This is a genomic window from Anaerolineae bacterium (assembly GCA_013178015.1).
Lineage (GTDB): Bacteria > Chloroflexota > Anaerolineae > DRVO01 > DRVO01 > Ch71.
Map to the genome: position 1 here is coordinate 34308 of JABLXR010000012.1, position 17594 is coordinate 51901.

At 64.9% G+C, this 17594-nt stretch carries 16 protein-coding genes and 1 tRNA gene; 7 read left to right on the top strand and 10 right to left on the bottom strand.

Features of this window, described 5'->3' with window-relative positions; genetic code table 11:
- Positions 1-24: 24 nt before the first annotated feature.
- Complete coding sequence (locus HPY83_06120) at positions 25-528, bottom strand: hypothetical protein (protein ID NPV07526.1); 504 nt, start codon at positions 526-528, stop codon at positions 25-27.
- A gap of 624 nt (positions 529-1152) precedes the next feature.
- On the opposite strand from HPY83_06120, the gene lexA reads away from it, so the two are divergent.
- Entirely contained in the window at positions 1153-1833 is a 681-nt protein-coding gene (gene lexA / locus HPY83_06125) for a repressor LexA (protein ID NPV07527.1), read from the top strand.
- 20 nt (positions 1834-1853) lie between these two features.
- On the opposite strand, the gene HPY83_06130 is transcribed toward lexA, so the two are convergent.
- A complete protein-coding gene (locus HPY83_06130) occupies positions 1854-2525 on the bottom strand; it encodes a response regulator transcription factor (GenBank protein ID NPV07528.1) in 672 nt (223 codons plus the stop codon).
- Between the two features lie 282 nt (positions 2526-2807).
- Here HPY83_06130 and hpt point away from each other — a divergent pair, with 282 nt between their 5' ends.
- Positions 2808-3356, top strand: a complete 549-nt coding sequence (gene hpt / locus HPY83_06135) for a hypoxanthine phosphoribosyltransferase (protein ID NPV07529.1) — start codon at positions 2808-2810, stop codon at positions 3354-3356.
- Here hpt and HPY83_06140 read toward each other — a convergent pair whose 3' ends face one another.
- The 4 genes from HPY83_06140 to HPY83_06155 form a co-directional block, all read right to left on the bottom strand.
- The gene (locus HPY83_06140; GenBank protein ID NPV07530.1) at positions 3357-4589 is read right to left on the bottom strand and encodes a radical SAM protein; all 1233 of its coding nucleotides are present in this window, start codon (positions 4587-4589) and stop codon (positions 3357-3359) included.
- A 277-nt stretch (positions 4590-4866) separates the two neighbouring features.
- Positions 4867-4943: transfer RNA gene (locus HPY83_06145), tRNA-Arg, on the bottom strand.
- A gap of 37 nt (positions 4944-4980) precedes the next feature.
- A complete protein-coding gene (locus HPY83_06150) occupies positions 4981-5517 on the bottom strand; it encodes a hypothetical protein (protein ID NPV07531.1) in 537 nt (178 codons plus the stop codon).
- The gene (locus tag HPY83_06155) at positions 5514-6074 is read right to left on the bottom strand and encodes a hypothetical protein (protein ID NPV07532.1); all 561 of its coding nucleotides are present in this window, start codon (positions 6072-6074) and stop codon (positions 5514-5516) included. Before HPY83_06155 ends, HPY83_06150 begins: the two co-directional genes overlap by 4 nt.
- A 158-nt stretch (positions 6075-6232) precedes the next feature.
- Here HPY83_06155 and HPY83_06160 point away from each other — a divergent pair, with 158 nt between their 5' ends.
- Together HPY83_06160 and queA are read left to right on the top strand one after the other, a co-directional pair.
- A complete protein-coding gene (locus HPY83_06160; protein NPV07533.1) occupies positions 6233-6838 on the top strand; it encodes an epoxyqueuosine reductase QueH in 606 nt (201 codons plus the stop codon).
- On the top strand, positions 6825-7874 hold the full coding sequence (gene queA / locus HPY83_06165; protein ID NPV07534.1) for a tRNA preQ1(34) S-adenosylmethionine ribosyltransferase-isomerase QueA: 1050 nt from the start codon (positions 6825-6827) through the stop codon (positions 7872-7874). Before HPY83_06160 ends, queA begins: the two co-directional genes overlap by 14 nt.
- 75 nt (positions 7875-7949) lie before the next feature.
- On the opposite strand, the gene HPY83_06170 is transcribed toward queA, so the two are convergent.
- Positions 7950-11048, bottom strand: coding sequence for an alpha-mannosidase (locus HPY83_06170; protein NPV07535.1), 3099 nt, complete (start codon positions 11046-11048; stop codon positions 7950-7952).
- A gap of 324 nt (positions 11049-11372) precedes the next feature.
- Here HPY83_06170 and HPY83_06175 point away from each other — a divergent pair, with 324 nt between their 5' ends.
- From HPY83_06175 to HPY83_06185, 3 genes are all read left to right on the top strand, one after another.
- Entirely contained in the window at positions 11373-12251 is an 879-nt protein-coding gene (locus tag HPY83_06175; protein ID NPV07536.1) for a tyrosine-type recombinase/integrase, read from the top strand.
- Complete coding sequence (locus HPY83_06180; GenBank protein ID NPV07537.1) at positions 12248-13060, top strand: purine-nucleoside phosphorylase; 813 nt, start codon at positions 12248-12250, stop codon at positions 13058-13060. Before HPY83_06175 ends, HPY83_06180 begins: the two co-directional genes overlap by 4 nt.
- 112 nt (positions 13061-13172) lie before the next feature.
- Positions 13173-13955, top strand: coding sequence for a hypothetical protein (locus tag HPY83_06185; GenBank protein ID NPV07538.1), 783 nt, complete (start codon positions 13173-13175; stop codon positions 13953-13955).
- Between the two features lie 109 nt (positions 13956-14064).
- On the opposite strand, the gene HPY83_06190 is transcribed toward HPY83_06185, so the two are convergent.
- From HPY83_06190 to HPY83_06200, 3 genes are all read right to left on the bottom strand, one after another.
- Positions 14065-14874: a carbohydrate ABC transporter permease gene (locus HPY83_06190; protein NPV07539.1), complete on the bottom strand. Its 810-nt coding sequence runs from the start codon at positions 14872-14874 to the stop codon at positions 14065-14067.
- Positions 14875-14976: 102 nt separating this feature from the next.
- Positions 14977-15948: a sugar ABC transporter permease gene (locus HPY83_06195; protein ID NPV07540.1), complete on the bottom strand. Its 972-nt coding sequence runs from the start codon at positions 15946-15948 to the stop codon at positions 14977-14979.
- An 80-nt stretch (positions 15949-16028) separates the two neighbouring features.
- Positions 16029-17543, bottom strand: coding sequence for an extracellular solute-binding protein (locus HPY83_06200; protein NPV07541.1), 1515 nt, complete (start codon positions 17541-17543; stop codon positions 16029-16031).
- Positions 17544-17594: the final 51 nt, after the last annotated feature.

A 17594-nucleotide genomic window follows, 5' to 3' on the forward strand; every position in this document is an offset into this window, starting at 1 on the left:
ACCTCGCTTCCAGGAGTCCCGTCTCTACCGTTTCTCGCCGGTGGCCACCGCCTGAAAGTCGGCCCACCCCGTCATCCTGCTCTTGGCTATGGACACGGAGAAGGGAGTGGCCTCGCCCGGCTCTAGCCGGTCCAGAGCGGTGTAGGCCACGTTGCTGCTCAGATACTCACCCCCGGCCCTCCTGAGAGTCAACACGACCCGGGGATAGGCGATCAGCGCCGTCGTGGCATTGCGAAGCATGCCCCGCAGCTCCCAGTCTCCCGCCTCCGTCACTCCTATGGCGGTGTCCTCCATCACCAGCCGCACTGGCTCTCGTTCGGTCTGAACGGCAACGGTCGCCAGGTCGACCGTCGCCGCCTCACAGCTGAGCGCCAGAGTACCGCTGAAGGGCCATGACTCTCCAGGCAGCAGCACCACCTCCGCCTTGCCCAGGAGGGGCAAAACCCCCCGCCCACAACTGCCGCCCCCGTTGCGTCCCTCCACCAGCACGCGTACTCCCTGCACGGCGACGGGACCGTCGTTCCTCACCTCCCCCTCCACGTCCAAAGCGAAGCCGTCAGAACTGGAGCGCTGAGAGGTCATGCTGTACGCCACCACAACCGCATCTGTAAGAGGAGATGGTGTAGGGTCGCCCGGCCTTCGTGTGGGCGTAGGAGTCGGCTCTAGCGGAAGGCCATGCAGGACTAGAGGAACGTATAGCATCGGTCCAGAGGTGGGGCCAAGAGTAGGCGTGGCCGCCACCGTGGTACTCAGGGCGCGAACCTGTTCCGACGCCTCGGCATCGCTGGGAGGGATGCCGGCGCAACTTGTCAAAACGACTGCAGAGAGCGTCAGGACCAATAGCGCCCCTGCCCACCGCCAGGGTACCGTCACCGCTACCTCACCAGTTCGACGCTGCCACAAGCACTCGGGGCAGCATGGGGCCACCTGCTCGCCGACAGAAGACGCTGACTCGCCGGAACGACCATGGGGCTCCTCCGATACGCTCAGCGTAGCGCATGGCTCATCCAACGTCAATACCGCGGCAGCACCCACAGCGGCGAGCTCCCCCTCCTCACGCAAGTAGTCGCACCTAGTTGACATAGAACGGTTGTTCTACTACAATGGCCCTGCAAGCCATGGGAGGAGACTTGGCAGCCGCGTATTCACGGTATGAGGAGGAAGGCCGTGGCCCTTTCTGAGAGGCAAAGAGACATACTTCAGGCGATACGCCGATCGGTGAGCCTCCGCGGCTACCCGCCCACTGTGCGCGAGATATGCGCCGAAGCTGGTATCTCGTCCACATCGGTGGTCAACTACAACCTCAAGCGCCTTGAGGAGAAGGGTTACCTTGAGCGCAACCCCGACACCTCGCGGGGCATAAGGCTCCTCCATTCTGACCAATCGGGACCGGCCAGCGCTCTAGTCAGCGTGCCCATCCTGGGTAGGATCGCCGCAGGCAATCCTCTGCCCGTTCCGGACAGCGACTTCCCCCTGTTCGCGGAGGAGTCCATTGCCCTCACCCGCGACCTTCTTCCTGACGAGGAAGACATCTACGCCCTGGAGGTGCGAGGCAACTCCATGGTCGATGCCCTCATCAACGATGGGGACATCGTCATCATGCGTCACCAGACGGTGGCCGAAAACGGCGACCTGGTCGCCGTGTGGCTGAGGGAAGAGCGAGAGACCACCCTCAAGCGCTTCTACCACGAGGGCAACAGAGTTCGGCTACAACCGGCTAATCCCGCCATGCAGCCGATCTACGTCCACCCGTCCAACGTAGAGGTACAGGGCAAGGTAGTGCTCGTCATCAGGCAGCCAGGCCGCCGGGGACTCGCTCGGGCTACGGCCTGACGCCGCCCTTTGCCAGGGTCCTAGGGCTCCCGGCCCGACCTTGCCTCCGGGCCGGCGAATCGATAACCCAGCAGTCGCGCACTCACAATGAGGCCCGGCTCCCCCAGCAACCGCTCGAGCTTACAGCGCAGCCAGGACATGTGGGTGTAGAGCACCCTCCTGTCCTGTCGGGCATGCGTCCCCCACACCCTTTCGGCCAGCTCGGCGGAGCCAACGAACTGCCCCCGGGCTGCCATCAGCTCGCTCAGGATGGCTGTCTCGATAGGAGTCAGGCTGGCGGAGCGCTGCCCCTGGGTCAAGGTCCGTGATCCCCGATCCAGCACAAAACCGAAGGCACTGACCAGTGCCCGCTCTCGAGCGATGGCGGATCGTATGGCGTGCGAGAGCTGGTCCGACGTCACCGGATAGTAGAGCACTGCCGCGAAGCGATCGTCCCATCCGGTCACCCCGCCATCGCACACTACGACGAAAGGCGCCCCGCCTGCCGCTCTCCGGAGGTAACGTTCCCCTCCCCGCCCTCCTAGGCGTCGCCAGTCGGTCAGCACTACAGCATGCGGGCGCAGCGCCGCCAGGCTTGCCCGCGCCTCCCGCCAACCAGCAAAGCGAGCGACCTCGAACTGGGCCTCACTCAGCAACCGTTCCAGTTCCTCTCCCGTCTCGAGGTTGGCATCCACAACTGCCACCGTGTACACGGATCAGGCTCCAAGCTTGAGGCTCTGTCGGCCAAGGTGGTCTGCGTTCCCGATAGTTGCATCGGGCGCGGCCCCCAGCCGCCTTCCCAAGCGACTATAGCCTATCCTCGGGGCCCCCTCAAAGCCTGACCGGCGCCACCAGCCGGCGGCGAAGCCTGGCCTGGTTCCAGCTGCCGCGACTGCTCCGGTCTCTCGCGAGCTTCGGTACTTGAGGCAGGGGTACTGGCTGCTGTCGGCATCGGATGCTAGAATCGGCCACACCCATGAGGCTGAGGTTTTGCCATGCTCACCGACGATGTAGCCCGAGTCTTGATCAGCGAGGAGAGCATCCAGAAGCGGGTGCGCGAGCTGGGTGCGCAAGTGTCTGCCGACTATCGGGGCCAGGACCTGCTCCTGCTGTGCATCCTCAAAGGCGGCATCGTCTTTCTTACCGACCTGATGCGGCACATCGAGATCCCCCATGGCATCGAGTTCATGGCCATCTCCAGCTACGGAGCGGCCACCGAGAGCTCGGGCATCGTCCGGATAGTGATGGACCTCGAGACGTCCATCCTGGACCGCAACGTGCTCATCGTCGAGGACATCGTGGACACCGGCAACACCCTGGCGTACGTGAAGAGCATGCTGCAGACGCGAGGGCCCCGCAGCCTCAGAGTGTGTTCCCTGCTGAGCAAGCCCGACAGGCGGGAAGTGGAAGTAGAGCTGGATTACGTGGGGTTCGACATCCCCAATGAGTTCGTGGTCGGGTACGGACTGGACTACAACGAGAGGTACCGCAACCTGCGCTTCATCGGCGTCCTCAAGCCCGAGCTCTACCGCTCGGAGGCCTGATCAGCCTTCGGGTCTACCCTCGCCGGCGGTCTCCCTGGGCTTCTCCACCACCGACACGAACCCACCGAAAAGGCGGTATTCGTCCATGCGGCAGGAGTTGATGAGCTTGCCGTCGTATACCGTCATGTCCGGACAGCTATCGCACATATCGGCCCTTCCATCGGGCTGCAGGTCCGGCGCCTGGATCACCGATATACTCTGCACGTACACCGGCTCTAGCAGTCGACCCGGGCGGGCGAGGATGCCCCGCCACCACCTGGCCGCCGCTGGCCTCAGCACGGGATCCCACGCCGCCAGCAGGAACACCTTGGCCCCCACCCGAGCTGTGGAGGGATAGGCGACGTAGGTGCCCTGCCACAGATGGTGAGCCACTTGGGCCACCTCCATGCTTCGAGGGCCAAGCGACCCATACACCTCGTCGCCGCTCCCCACCATCGCGCCTGTCAGCCACTTGAGGGAGTCGTGTCTGATGCTGCCTCCCAGATAGGCCGATGCCTCGTACTCCGGCAGTTCGCCCTTTACCACCCGGTAGACATCGGGAGAGGCGACGAACTCCTCGTCGAACGACTCCGTCACGTAGCTTAGCCGCGAGATATCCACCTCGCGATCGGCGGAATCACGCGCCTCGGCCGTATCGCTGGCAGCGGTCCGGTAGGTGATGAACACCAGGCCATGCACCCGGCCGAGGTTGCTCCGTCCCCAGCGCACCACGTCAGGAATGGAGTCCAAGGTATCGGCGTACACGGTCGAGTTGAACACCAGGTAGAGCCCCCCGGTCGCCGACACCATGTCGGTAAGCTGCTGCCGCAGCTCGTTGAGCTCAGCCTCGCTCTTGCCTCGCCAGCCAGGGCGGTCCTGGTGGCTGTCGACGTGTATGGTGAAGCCGGCCAGGCCGGCCCGCTTGAGGTCTTGAAGCAATTCGGGGGTGAGAGCCTTGCCATTGGTGAGAAGGATGGGCTTGATGCCGCTCTCGGCGATGAGAGCCACTACGTCAAGGATGCGGGGATGGAGCAGAGGCTCGCCCCCGGCGATAGAGACGTTATCCGGGTTGCGCCACCGCCGGAAGAACCGGAGCTCCTCGTCAATCTGCTCCAGAGGCTTGTGGCCCGTGAGCCTCTGCCGGTAGCAGCCCTCACAGTGAATGTTGCAGATGTCGGTGACCTCGAGCCACGCGATGGGGTTGTCGTTCATCGACCAGGGCAGCCGGTAGAGATTGCGTTTGTCCAGGGTCATGGTGCCTCCTCCCAGCAACGACCTGGCCTATCCTGGGTCTCAGGGCACTGAGCGACGCGCCGGCAGCAGAGGCCTCGACGACCCATGGAAGGCGCCCCCCTAGCGGAGGGCATCCCCAACCAGTGGCGGGCCGACGTCGAGCATCTCACATCCAGTCTCGACCATGGCTCGATTCTGGCGGGGATTATCGCCGCTCCCACCCGATCGGTCAACCGGCAATCCGCACCAACAGAGAGCCCTCCCCCGTGTTCCGGGAGAGGGCTCCTGGGATCGGGCCTGGTACCCCAGGAGGGATTCGAACCCCCGGCCCACTGCTTAGAAGGCAGTTGCTCTGTCCAGCTGAGCTACTGGGGCACTATGCAAGCATAATATCACGACCGGGAACGGTCGGTCAATCGCCGTCCCGACAGAGGTACACCGCCAACCCGCTCGACTCGCCCCGCAGGCCGCACAGGCTCATCCCTTCGCCCTGCAGCTGGCGAGTCAGCACCGCTTGGCCCGCCTGCGCGAGAGGCACACCTATCCGTTCCCGCCACGGCTCCGGCAGCCAGCTCAGCGGCAACCTCAGCTGCCCGAAGAGTACCCCAGCCGGGCGCAGATCGGCCGCACCCTGCCTCGCCTCAAGCTCTAGGCCGAGCCTGGGTAGCCGCATACCGCCGATCCAGTCGGCCCACACCAGGATGCTCCCGCACTCCCCGGGCCCCACCTCGCGGAGCCTCAACCTGCCGCCGGCCAACGGCACGGCGACGGACGACACCTCCCGGCTTACTCCGCCCCAGGGGACCTCCGCCCGGATGAGCCAGCCTGTGGGCGCGTCCTCTCCACAGATGTCCTCCGTGCCCCCCACTAGTGACACCACCGCCAGGGCAGAGAAGGACAATGCCGCCCCGATCACGAGGCCGGCGACCACTCCCATGCCTACCCTCATGGCTCTGCCTCCGGCCCTACCAGCACGAGCACCACCGAGTCCGCCTCAGTGCGAATCTCCTCCATGCACCAGCCGGAACCAAGTGCTCGCTCCAACTCAACCTGTAAGCTCCCAGCCAGGCGCGCTAGCAGCGGGTGCGTCATCGCTGTAGCTTCAGTCGCGTCCATTCCGCCAGGCAGCTCGCTGCTCAGCAGCCGGAACTCCAGGTTGCCATCCCGCACTGTCACCCCAAGTCGAAATGACACCGGGAGCCCCAGCTCCCGACCTAGAACGGTCATCGTCGCCTGCCCGCGGATCACGAGCTCGTTGCCGGGCATGGCCTCTACCTCGATGCCCTGCAGCGGACCACCGGCTAGGGAGGCCGATACTAGCCGCCCGAGGTACTCCTCCGACAAGGCGACGCTCACTCGGTCCTCGGCGATCGTCGCCCGGTCAGCGCCCACGGGGGACGGTTCTCGAGCCACCAGGCCCACCAGGACGTACACCACCACTCCCAGGAGCAGACCTGGGAGCAGGGCACAGCCGCATCCGAGAGCCCCGGAGCGCTCGTTGTCCACCGTATCCTCCACGCCCGCCTGTTTCATGAACGAGGCAAGAGTATCCGCTATCCCAGAGAACAGTCAATGACTGTCACACCGGCTGCGCCCTCGGTACGCCGCCAGTCCTCTCCGCGTGCGTCTGCTCACCGTCACCGGTCCGATGCTATAATGGCAGGATGATAAGTGAGCCAGACCCACAGCCTTCTGATGCCATACTGCTGCACGTATGCTGCGCTCCCTGTGCCACCTATCCCCTCGAGCGCCTGCGCGACGCGGGGCTGCAGGTGCGCGGCTACTGGTACAACCCCAACATCCACCCCTGGAAGGAGCACGAAGCCCGCCGCGAAAGCCTGGTCCAGTACTCAGCTGAGGTGGCCCTGCCCGTCGAATGGGAGCCAGGGTACAACGCTGTCGCCTTTCTGCGCGCTGTCGCCGGCCGCGAAGATGCCCGAGACCGGTGCCGTATCTGCTATGCCCTGCGCTTGCAGGCGACGGCCGCCCGGGCCAGGCTGCTAGGCATACGCCTCTTCAGCACCACGCTCCTCATCAGCCCTTATCAGGATCAGGACCTGATTCGCGCCGCGGGCGAGGAGGCAGCAGCCGCCCACGGGGTGGAGTTCCGCTTCGAGGACTTCCGCCCGGGATGGTCGGTGAGGGGACAGCGCCTGCGTCAGCACGGCCTCTACCGCCAACAATACTGCGGCTGCCTTTTCAGCGAGTTCGAGCGCTACACCGGGCTTCCCATAGCGCGGGCAGCGGAGATGCCCCTTGAAGACGTCTGAGTTCGACTACGACCTCCCCCCTGACCTTATCGCTCAGACTCCCATAGAGCCCCGCGACGCCGCCCGCATGCTCGTGTTGTGCCGCGACACCGGGGAGGTCAGGCACGACCGCTTCGCCGATTTCCCTACCTACCTTCACCCCGGCGACGTCCTCGTCCTCAACCGCACCAGGGTCCTCCCTGCCCGCCTCTGGGCCCGGAAGATACCCGCCGGCGGCCGAGTGGAGCTTCTCCTGCTGAGCCGCACCACAGACTCTACCTGGGAGGCTCTCGTCCGCGGCCGCAGGGTGCCTGTCGGGACGGAGCTGGAGGTGACCGGGCCATCCGAGTCCGAGCCCGGCCCGCGTGCGTGCGTGACTGGTGTCAGCCCCTCCGGCGGCCGGCTGATCCGCTTTGAGGAGCCCCCCGAGACCTGGCTGGAGCGGTACGGGCGCGTGCCCCTCCCTCCCTACATCCACCGGCATCTAGAGGACCCGGAGCGGTATCAGACTGTGTACTCCGACACTCCAGGCTCAGTGGCCGCCCCCACCGCCGGCCTCCACTTCACCCCCGCCATGCTCGACAGGTTAAGGGCGACCGGGGTGCACGTGGAGTACGTGACGCTGCACGTGGGCCTGGACACGTTCCGCCCCGTGACCGAGGAACAAGTGGAAGACCACACCATCCACTCGGAATGGTGCGAGGTCACCCCCGAGGTCAGCGCCCGCTTGACCCGGGCCAAGGAGGAGGGCCGACGCATAGTGGCAGTGGGGACCACCGTGGTCAGGACCTTGGAGACCTCAGCGGCGCAAGCCGCAGCCGCGGGGGCAGATGACGTACTGGTCCCTTTCGCCGGGCGAACGTCGCTGTTCATCCTGCCGGGCTTCCGCTTCCGGGCCGTGGACGTCCTGCTGACCAACTTCCACCTGCCTCGCTCGCCACTCCTGCTGCTGGTGTCGGCGTTTGCTGGCCGGGAGCGCATCTTGGCCGCCTACCGGGAGGCAGTGTGCCTGCGGTATCGTTTCTTCAGCTTCGGCGATTGCATGCTGATTATGTAGTGCCCGGCGGTCAGTACGCAGCGGCCGTCGCACGGCGCGGAATGCGGGTCGCCTCTAGCCGCCGGGTGCTGTGCCCTAGCTCCCCAGCCGGACCTTGAACGTCCGTATCTGGTAGGGCAGGTAGTGGAAGCTCAGCTCCTGCCCGTCGATCGAGACAGGCTGCTCTCCATCTTCGATCAGGTTGCATTCGTGCGCTTCCTCGATGGGCAAGCCGAAGCGAAGGCGTCCGTTTCCTCTTCTGCCGTGAGCCTCGTACACTCTGACCACCAGCCGGTCGTCGTCCTCCGCTTTCTTCACCGTCTCCACCACCAAGTTGCCGGAGCTCGCCCACACCAACGACCACGTCGGAGGGAGGTCACCCGAGTGTCCGGCCTCCAGCCGGCCGATCAGGGGCAGGTTGAGGTCCGCCGCCTGCTCCAGCGTTCCCGGGCGCCAGTCCCCGGCGTGAGGATACAGGGAATAGGTGAAACGATGCTCCCCCTGGTCGGCTTCCGGGTCCGGAGAGGTAGCGCTCTTAAGGAGAGAGAGACGCATCACGTGGTCGTGGATGTCGTATCCGTACTTGCAGTCGTTGAGCAGGCTGACGCCGTAATCCCCCTCCGACAGATCGGCCCAGCGCTGAGCCGGCACCTCGAAGCGGGCGTAGTCCCAGCTGGTGTTGCGGTGAGTGGGACGCTCGATGTTGCCGAACTGGATCTCGTAGGTCGCCCGCGGGCTGAGGACGGCCACCGGGAAGGCTACCTTGAGGAGGAGGTGCCGCTCGTGCCAGTCCACCCACGTCTCGAAGTCTACCCGGGGTACATCGGCGTAGACGTACGCCCTCTGGACCAGGGCGGAGTGCAGGAACTGCCGGCGGAACTCCAGCCCGGCCCGAACCGGGCCTTCTTCGATCACGGTGACCTCGGCGGGCCCGTCCACCTCCCACATCTTCTCCTCGTAGAACACGTCTATGTTCCAGGCATCGTTGTTGAGGGGCTTGTCCTCGAATAGCAGCAGGCGGTTGCCCTTCTCGCCTTGGGCCATGACTTCGCGCCCGCGGCGCTTGTCCACCAGCGACCAGATGCGGCCGGCCTCGTCAAACTGCACCCGCAGGTGAGGGCTCTCGAGCAGTCCAACAGCGGCTGCCACCGGCGAGCCGCCGGAGAGGAGCTGGTCGGTCACTAGCAGGCGCTTCCAACCGTAGGCTGGCACTCCGCGTACCGAGGCCAGAGCCCTGCCGTCCGACAGGTGCTGCACCAGCACCGGGGTGCCGTCTTCGTCGGTCAGGCCGATGTGGCCGCTGCCTTCCGGCAGGTCCACCGCAGCCACCCCGCTGCGCTCGAAACCCAGACCGTTGTACACCAGTACCGAGTCCTGCTCCGTCCGCACCCGTCCTGCCAGGGCCCCCAGTGCCTCCTCCGCGATCTGCCCCGTCGTCTCCAGCACTCGACCATACTGCTGGGCCGATTCCGCGTACACCTCGCCGATGGAAGACCCGGGCAGAATGTCGTGGAACTGGTTGAGCAGGACCGTCTGCCAGCTGCGGTTAAGAGCCTCCGAGGGATAGCCGCCTCCGTACAGGTGATGGGTAGCGGCCAGGGCCTCAGCCTGATGCAGGCCCAGCTCGGCCTTGCGATTCAGCCGTTTGGTGCGCGCCTGGGAGGTATAGGTGCCGCGATGGAACTCCAGGTACAGCTCTCCGTTCCATACCGGCGCCGACGCCCGCACTGCCTCAAGCCCGCGGAAGAACTCGTCCGCCCGACCGATGCGGTACCGGGGCAGGCCTGGCATGTTCCGCAGCCGCCTGGCCGTCTCCAGCATGTCTGCCGACGGACCTCCCCCGCCGTCCCCGTAGCCGAAGGCGTGTAGCAGCGAGGCGTTGAGTCGCTTCTGCTGATAGGCGTCCCACGTGCCTTTCACCTCCTCCGCGGTGAGCCTGCCGTTGTAGGTGGCGAACCAGGACTGTGAAGGAGTGGTGATGAAGTGCGCCAGCACCTGCGTCCCGTCCAGCCCCTGCCAGCGGAATGTGTCATAGGGGAACCGGTTGAACTCGTTCCAGCTTATCTTGGTGGTCATGAAGTACTTGATGCCGCTTCGGGCCATGATCTGGGGGAGCGCCCAGGTGTAGCCGAACACGTCCGGCAGCCACAGAAGCTCGGATTCCACCCCGAACTCGCGCCTCAGGAAGCGCTTCCCGAAGAGCACCTGCCGCACCAGGGATTCCCCTCCAGTTATGTTGAGATCGGCCTCCAACCACATTGCCCCGGTGGCCTCCCAGCGTCCCTCGGCCACACGGCGCTTGACTTCCTCGTACTCCTCCGGGAAGTCCTTCCGGAAGAAGGCATACAGCTGGGGCTGCGACTGGAGGAACCGGTACTCGGGGTACTGCTCCATCAGCCGTAGGACGGTCAGGAAGGTCCGGCCTGTCTTCTTGCGTGTGTGTAGGAGCGTCCAGAGCCAGGCTACGTCTATGTGAGCGTGACCCACTCCGACCACCTCGGGCCTGTCCACCGCGCCGGGCCGATCGTAGAGTCGCTCTCTCAGGGCCTCTCGCGCCCGTTTCGCCGACTCCCCAAAGGCCTCACCCAGCGGCTCCCGGAAGTCCAGAGCTCGGATGGCCTCCTCCAGGGCGTTGATTATCTGCACTCGCTCGTAGGAATCCTCCGAGAGCAGCCGGGCGCTATCCAGCGCCACCCGAGCGTCGTAGTAGAACCCGCGCACGTCCTCATCTATCATGACCAACTCGATGCCACCAAATCGGTGGAGGTCCGGCCGGGTGCCGCTGTAGGCCTCGAGCGCCAGGACGTGCTCTCCTGACCTCATCGCCGGCGGAAGCAGCACCTCCTTGTGGTACACGTCCACCCCCTGCCGGGGCACACCATCGAGGTAAGCGGTGGCGTCGGGCCCGGAGACGTGCATGCCCTCCGAGAGTTCGACCCGAAGCGCGACAGGCTGATCCCCCCAGTCAGGGGGAACGCGAAAGCGAGCCCGAATGGTCACCGCGACATCCCGGCCGCCCCAGAAGTGCGGGAGGGTCACGGCCTCCCAGTTTGAGTCGTCGTGGTCCGCCCGCAGCGCCTCAGGGCACCAGTCCGTCTGCCACCGCACCGGCTCCAGCCGAATGCGGCGACGGTACACCTGGCCCAGCGTCTCGGCGATGCGCTGCTCCAGCTTGGCGATGGTGAAGCGCTCCACCGTACCTCCCTCCGTTCTCGTGTGAGCTGCGACGAATGTTACCCGCCGGTGTCAATCGTGTCCATGGTGCCCGGTACCGAGCTTCATGCCACCTCGGCCAATATGTAAACTGGCATCTAACCTGCAATACATAACGCTGCTGGTGGTAGCCGTGGCCACGGCAGCCGCGTCAGCCCGCAGGAGGGCGTGGGCGCCTGGCCAGGGGGGTGTACCGGCCAACGCCTTGCGCGCTACGGGTGAGTCTGCGCTCAAGCAGAGGACAACCGGCGAGGCGGACACACCGGCCGCCATGACGCAGCACATGAGGGGAAGAAGGAGCCGGGAATGCAGAAGGAAGTCGAGCAGTTTCTGCGCTACCTGAAGGAGCGCAAGAAGTACTCCGACAACACCATCGCGGCCTACCGCAACGACCTGACCCAGTTGAGCGAGTACCTAGCCTCCCGCAAGATCAGGGAATGGAGCCGGCTCTCCCGGCAGGACATCGTGGCCTTTGGCAACCACCTCAGGGAAAGGGACTACGCCCAGAGCACCATCGCCCGGAAGCTAGCGAGCATACGGTCCTTCTGCCACTTTCTGACCGGCGGCGGAGTTCTGCCACAGGACCCGGCTCAGGGCTTGGGCTCGCCTCAAGTGGCCCGCCGCACTCCGCGGACGCTTACCGACCAGGAGATATCGGCTCTCCTCGAGCTGCCCGGCCGCAGCCATACCCCGAAGGGGCGGCGCGACCGCGCTATCCTGGAGTTGCTGTACGCCACGGGCATGCGCGTCAGCGAACTCACCGCCCTCGATGTGGCCGACGTAGACCTCGATGCTGGCACGGTCTGCTGCGGAAACCGGCCGGCCACCCGAAGGGTGGTCGCCCTCGGCCGATCTGCCCGCGAGGCGCTGGGGTCCTACCTGGGTGAGGCGCGCCCGGCTCTGCTAGAAGGACGCAGGGAACAAGCGCTCTTCGTCAACCACCGCGGCGAGCGGCTCAGCCGGCAGGGTCTGTGGCTGGTCATCAAGCAGTACGCCGACCAACTGGGCCTGAAGGGAAGCATCACGCCCCACACTCTGCGGCACTCGGCCGCCGCCAACAAGCTGCGACGGGGAGCGAACCTCTCGGAGGTTCAGCAGCTTCTCGGCCACGCCAGCGCCACCAGCACCCAGGTCTATGCTCGGATCGCTAGGAGCCACCGCCAGCGGGAACTGAGCGGCGAGTGACTCCTGCACCAGACCCGAAAGACTGTCCGCTGTCGGCCGCCCTGGGCCGTCCAGCCCAGGTAGCCCTCAGCCTGGGAAGTGGGCTGGCCGCGACCGCACGGCACCTGGGCCTGGAGCCGGTGGCTACCTTCGCCGACGTCGGCCTGCCCCCGGTCGGCGTCGCCGGCCATGAGGGACGGGTGTCCGCGGGACAGGTCTCCGGAGTCGGGGTGGTGGCCTTCGAGGGGCGGCTGCACCTCTACGAGGGTCATTCCCTGTCCACCGTCACCGGCTGGGTCCGGCTAGCCCGGTCCGCCGGTGCGAGTGCTTTCGTCCTGACCAATGCCGCCGGCGGTCTGGCTCCGGGCCTACGTCCGGGAGACCTCATGCTGGTTACCGACCATATCAGTCTGCCCGGCCTGGTTGGGTACCCGGTAGGCCCCGGCACGCCCGACTATCCCTGGCCGCGCTTCATGGGACAGGACAGGCTATACGATGCCGGGCTGGCCGAGGCGGTGCGTCAGGCAGCGCTGGGACTGGGTCTGCCCTTAGCCGAGGGCGTCTATGCCATGGTGCACGGCCCCGCCTATGAGACGCCTGCGGAACGTCTGGCCCTGGTGCGCCTGGGCGCCGATGCAGTGGGCATGTCCACTGCCCCCGAAGCCCTGGCGGCCTTCGCCATCGGAGGCCGGGTGCTGGCCCTCTCGGTCATCACGAACGTGGCCCATGCCCCTGCGCCACCCACACATGAGGAGGTGACTCGGGTGAGTCAGGCCGCCTCGGAGAAGCTAGCGGCCCTCCTCCGCGCCGTGATGCCGTCCCTCGGCTGAGAAGCTCACCAACACCGCCGGTGGGCAGATCCCACTCGGTCGCCTGAAGCCCCAGATTGCCCCGGCTGCGAACGGTCGGTTAGACTACCCGCACTCGTCTCGGGTGGTCCCCATGGTCGTATTCATCCGGAGTGTCTCAGACAACTGGCTCTGGCTGGCCCTGGGCTTGCTCCTCCTGAGCCTCTGGTCGCTCCGGCAGGCTGCCCTCGCTCATCGCGAGTGCCGCTTCTCGATCTTCGGCCTGGAGAAGGAGCAAGCGCGTCGGCGCGTCTTCCGCTCCCTTCGGCGGTCCTTCGCGCTCCTCCTGATCATCGGAGGGCTCTATCTGGCCAACCTGCATCTGGTGCCCCTCCTGCCCGAGCCCGAGGACCGCAGCGCCGATGCCGCCGCCTTGGTCGTCCCGACTATCACCTCCACACCTACGAGCACCCCCTGGGTCTCCCAGCCGGCAGTGGCCTGGCCCACCTCTTCGGCAGGAGGCGGAGGCACTCCTACACCCACGCCCACCCGCACGGTGACGCCCACGCCGGAGACCACCCCTACACCTACTCCGACGCCCGCGCCTGCGGTTCCATCCACCTCCGGCTGCGGCCATCCCGGGGTCCAGATAACCTCACCATCCCCCGGTGCGACCGTATCCGGCGTGGTCACCATCTCGGGGGTAGCCAACATCGAGGGCTTCCAGTTCTACAAAGTGGAGGTGGGCCAGGGCGACAACCCGGCGGCGTGGGCCGTGATCAGCGACGTGCGCCGGCAACCTGTGGACGGAGGGCAGCTTGAGAGCTGGAACACTGCTCCCTACCCGGCTGGCCCATACTGGCTACGCCTGGTAGTGGTGGACCAGACGGGCAACTATCCCTCGCCGTGTGCCGTGAGAGTAGTGGTGGCGAAGTAGGGACGGCACCCATGGCCGCCTAACGATCCTGGGGGCGAACACGAGGTTCGTCCCCAGGACGTGCCTATCGTTGCGTCCAGGCTTGGCGCCCCCCTGCGTGGCTGGTGCTCTAGCGGCCGGCCAGCCCCGTCAGCGCGATGCCCCGCATGAAGTACCTCTGGGCGGAGAAGAAGAGGATAATGACCGGAATCACCATCACGGTGGCTGCGGCCATGATCTGGTTCCACTCCCCGCCGTACATCCCCTGCATAGCCCGCAGCCCGATGGCCATGGTGAACTTCTCCCGCGTGTTCAGGTAGATGAGCGGAGCCAGGAACTCATTCCAGTGCGACTGGAAGGAGAAGATGGCCATGGCCGCGATCACCGGCCCCGACAGGGGCAGCATGACGTTCCACCAGATGCGGAACGAAGAAGCCCCATCCAACCTAGCCGCCTCCTCCAACTCGTAGGGAAGGCCCATGAAGAACTGGCGGGTCAGGAATATGAAGAAGGCTCCACCTCCGAAGAAGGCGGGCACGGTCAAGGGGAAGAAGGTATCCACCAGCTTCAGCTGAGACCACAGCAAGTAAGTGGGGATAAGGGTCACGATCCCCGGCAGCATCATCGTGCTGATGCACAGGCCGAAGAAGAAATCGCGCCCCGGGTAGCGCAGCCGGGCGAAGGAGTAGGCCACGAGCGTGGCCGTGGTCAAGCCGCCGATCATGTTCACGATCACGATGAAGATAGTGTTGATCATGAAGCGGCCAAAGGGTAGCGCCGGTATCTGGAAGATCTTGACGTAGTTCTCCCACGCCACCGGCTTCGGGATCCACTGGGGAGGGAAGGTGAACTCCTGCCCGGATACCTTCAGCGAAGTGGACACCAGCCACGCCAGGGGCATCATGAACACGACACACAGCCCCGCGATCACCACGTACATCACCGCTCGGAAGACCAGGTCTCGGAAGCTGGTTCGCTCCAGCAGACCCGGTTCGCGCCTAATGCTCGCGTCGGTCGCGGTTGCCAAAGCCTACCTCCTTCGTCAGGCTCTTGGGGTCTCGCCCTCGTAGTAGACCCAGACGTCGGCGAGCCGGAACTGAATGAGAGTGAGGGTGAGTATGATCAGAAACAGCACCCAGGCCATGGTGCAGGCGTAGCCCATGCGCCAGAACTCCCAGGCGTTGCGGTACAGGTACAGCACGTAGAACAGGCTCTCGTCTCGCGGTCCGCCATTAGTGGCGATGAAGGAGGCAGTGAACACCTGGAACGAGCCAATGATCCCCATGATCAAGTTGAAGAAGAGCGTGGGAGAGAGCATCGGGAGGGTGATCTTACGGAACATGGCCACCGCGTTGGCCCCATCTATCTTGGCTGCCTCGTACAGGTGCTCCGGGATGCCCTGCAGGCCGGCGAGGAAGATGATCATCTGCCCGCCCACGCCCCAGAGGGACATGATGATGAAGGTGTTCTTCACCATCTTGGGGTCGTAGAACCAGGCCTGCGAGCTCATGCCCACTCTCCTTAGGAGCGAGTTGGCCAATCCGAACTCCGGGTTGAATATCCACATCCACAGCAGGACGGAGGCTACGGTGGGGACGATGGAGGGCATGTAGAACATGGTTCGGAAGACGTTGATGAACCTGAGTTTCAGATTCATCATCAACGCCAGCATCAGGGCTACCGAAAGCTGCAGCGGAACGGCCAGGAAGGTGTAGTAAGCCGTGTTGCTCAGCGACTTGTAGAACAGGCTGTCTATGAGCAGCCGCTGGTAGTTCCTGGTTCCTACCCATTCGGGTGCCACCACGATCTCGTACCGCATAAACGAGAGCACCAGCGAAGCGATCATGGGCCCTGCGGTGAACAGCAGGAACCCAACGAGCCAGGGGCTCATAAAAAGGTACCCGTCTGCTACTTCCCGCCAGTGAAGGGTCGAGCCCAGGAAGCGCCTCCGCGGGGCCGCCTGCCTCACGGCCACGGTCTGTTGGCTCACTACCAGTCCTCCCACCAAATGCATCCGAGCCGACAGCGGCAACACATAGCCCCGGTTGAGGGGCTCGGAGGAAGGTGCCTGCCGATCCCCTCAACCGGCTACCACTAGTAGGTGGGCGGAAGTTCGCCCGTCTCCAGGAGCTGGTTGACTCCTGCCGCCATCCGTTTGAGAGCCTCCGGCACTGTTAGCTCGTCCTTGGTCTTGGGGTTGTAGAGGATATCGTAGTACTTGTTGAGGATCTGCCACATCTCCGCGTGGACCTTGGTGATCTGCTCCTGGTTGGCGTACTCCATTGACTGCACGAACACCTCTTCGTGCTCGGGAGTATCCGGCCGGACAAAGGCCTCCGAGTTCGCCACGCTGGGCCTGGTCGGCATGGCTCGCCCCAGTTGCGTGATGCGGCTCTGGCCGTCGTGGCTCAGCATGTACTTGATGAAACCCCAGGCCGGCTCTCGCTTGAACTCGGGCAAGATTGTGGGCATCGTCCAGCCATCGAAAGACTGCCGGGTGAGCCGCACACCGTTCGGGTGCCGGGGGAAGTGAAACACGTCCCAGTTGACCGATCGGTTGCCGTCGGCGTCAGTCGTCGCCCGCCTCACCTGAGGGAAGAACCAGGGCCCAGTCCGCTGCCCGCCGATCCTGCCTGAAACGAACTGATCTATGCCGCTGATGCCTACCATGTCCTGACCGGCCAAAGGACAGATGCGGTCCACGTGCATCCAGTTCCAGAAGATCTGGTGTACTTCCACCGACTCTGGAGTATCCAGGGCGCAGGCGCTCAGGTCCTCAGTCAGGTTGTTCACCCGCCCGCCCGACCAGGTCCACAGGATAGGCAGGCTCCCGGCGCCACCAGGCCAGGGGAATCCACCCCTCTCCATCGAGCCATCTGGTCTCAGCACCCGAATCGTGTCCATGGCCACGAAGAAGTCGTCAATGCTCCAATTTGCGCCATTGTCCTCCGGGATCTTGGCCCCAGCGGCCTCCCAGACGTCCAGGTTCAGAAACCAGAGAACCGGACCGCCCTCCGCGGGCATGGCGTAGCGCGTGCCCTGCATGAACCGCTGAGCTTCCTTGTCCCACTTGAAGTACTCTTGAGTCAGAGGGAAGAAGTCGTCCAGATTGAGCTCAGCAGCGTCCCTTTCCACCAACGGATCCATGTCCATGTACAGCCCCTTGTCCGCATACTTGGGCAAGGGCTCCTCCTGAATGAACATCACATCCGGAGGATCATTGGCAGCAAACATGGCCTGAATCTTGGTCTCGTACTGCTGAGGGATGTGCATGGTCACCACCGTCACACCCTCGTTGGCATCCGTGTACTCCTGCGCCAACTGCCGCCACAGCTCGGCCTCATCCGGATCCCCCCAGTGGCTGTAGCGCAGTATCACTCCCTCCCCCCTCTGCTGGGGCGCCCCCTGCTCTACTACCACCGTCTCCTTGACGACCACCGTCTCCTTCACGATCTGAGGAGTGCCCTCGACAATCTTGGTGACCTCCTTCTCCACCACCCGCTCGATCACCTGCGGCGTGGGCGTCGCCCCGCAAGCCGACAACACCGCTCCTCCCCCCACGCCCAGGCCCAGCAACCCCATGAACCGCCGTCTGCTCAAGTTCGCCATTCTCCCACCTCCCCTGTCGAAGGCGCCGGCCGTTGGCCGGCCAACTACGGA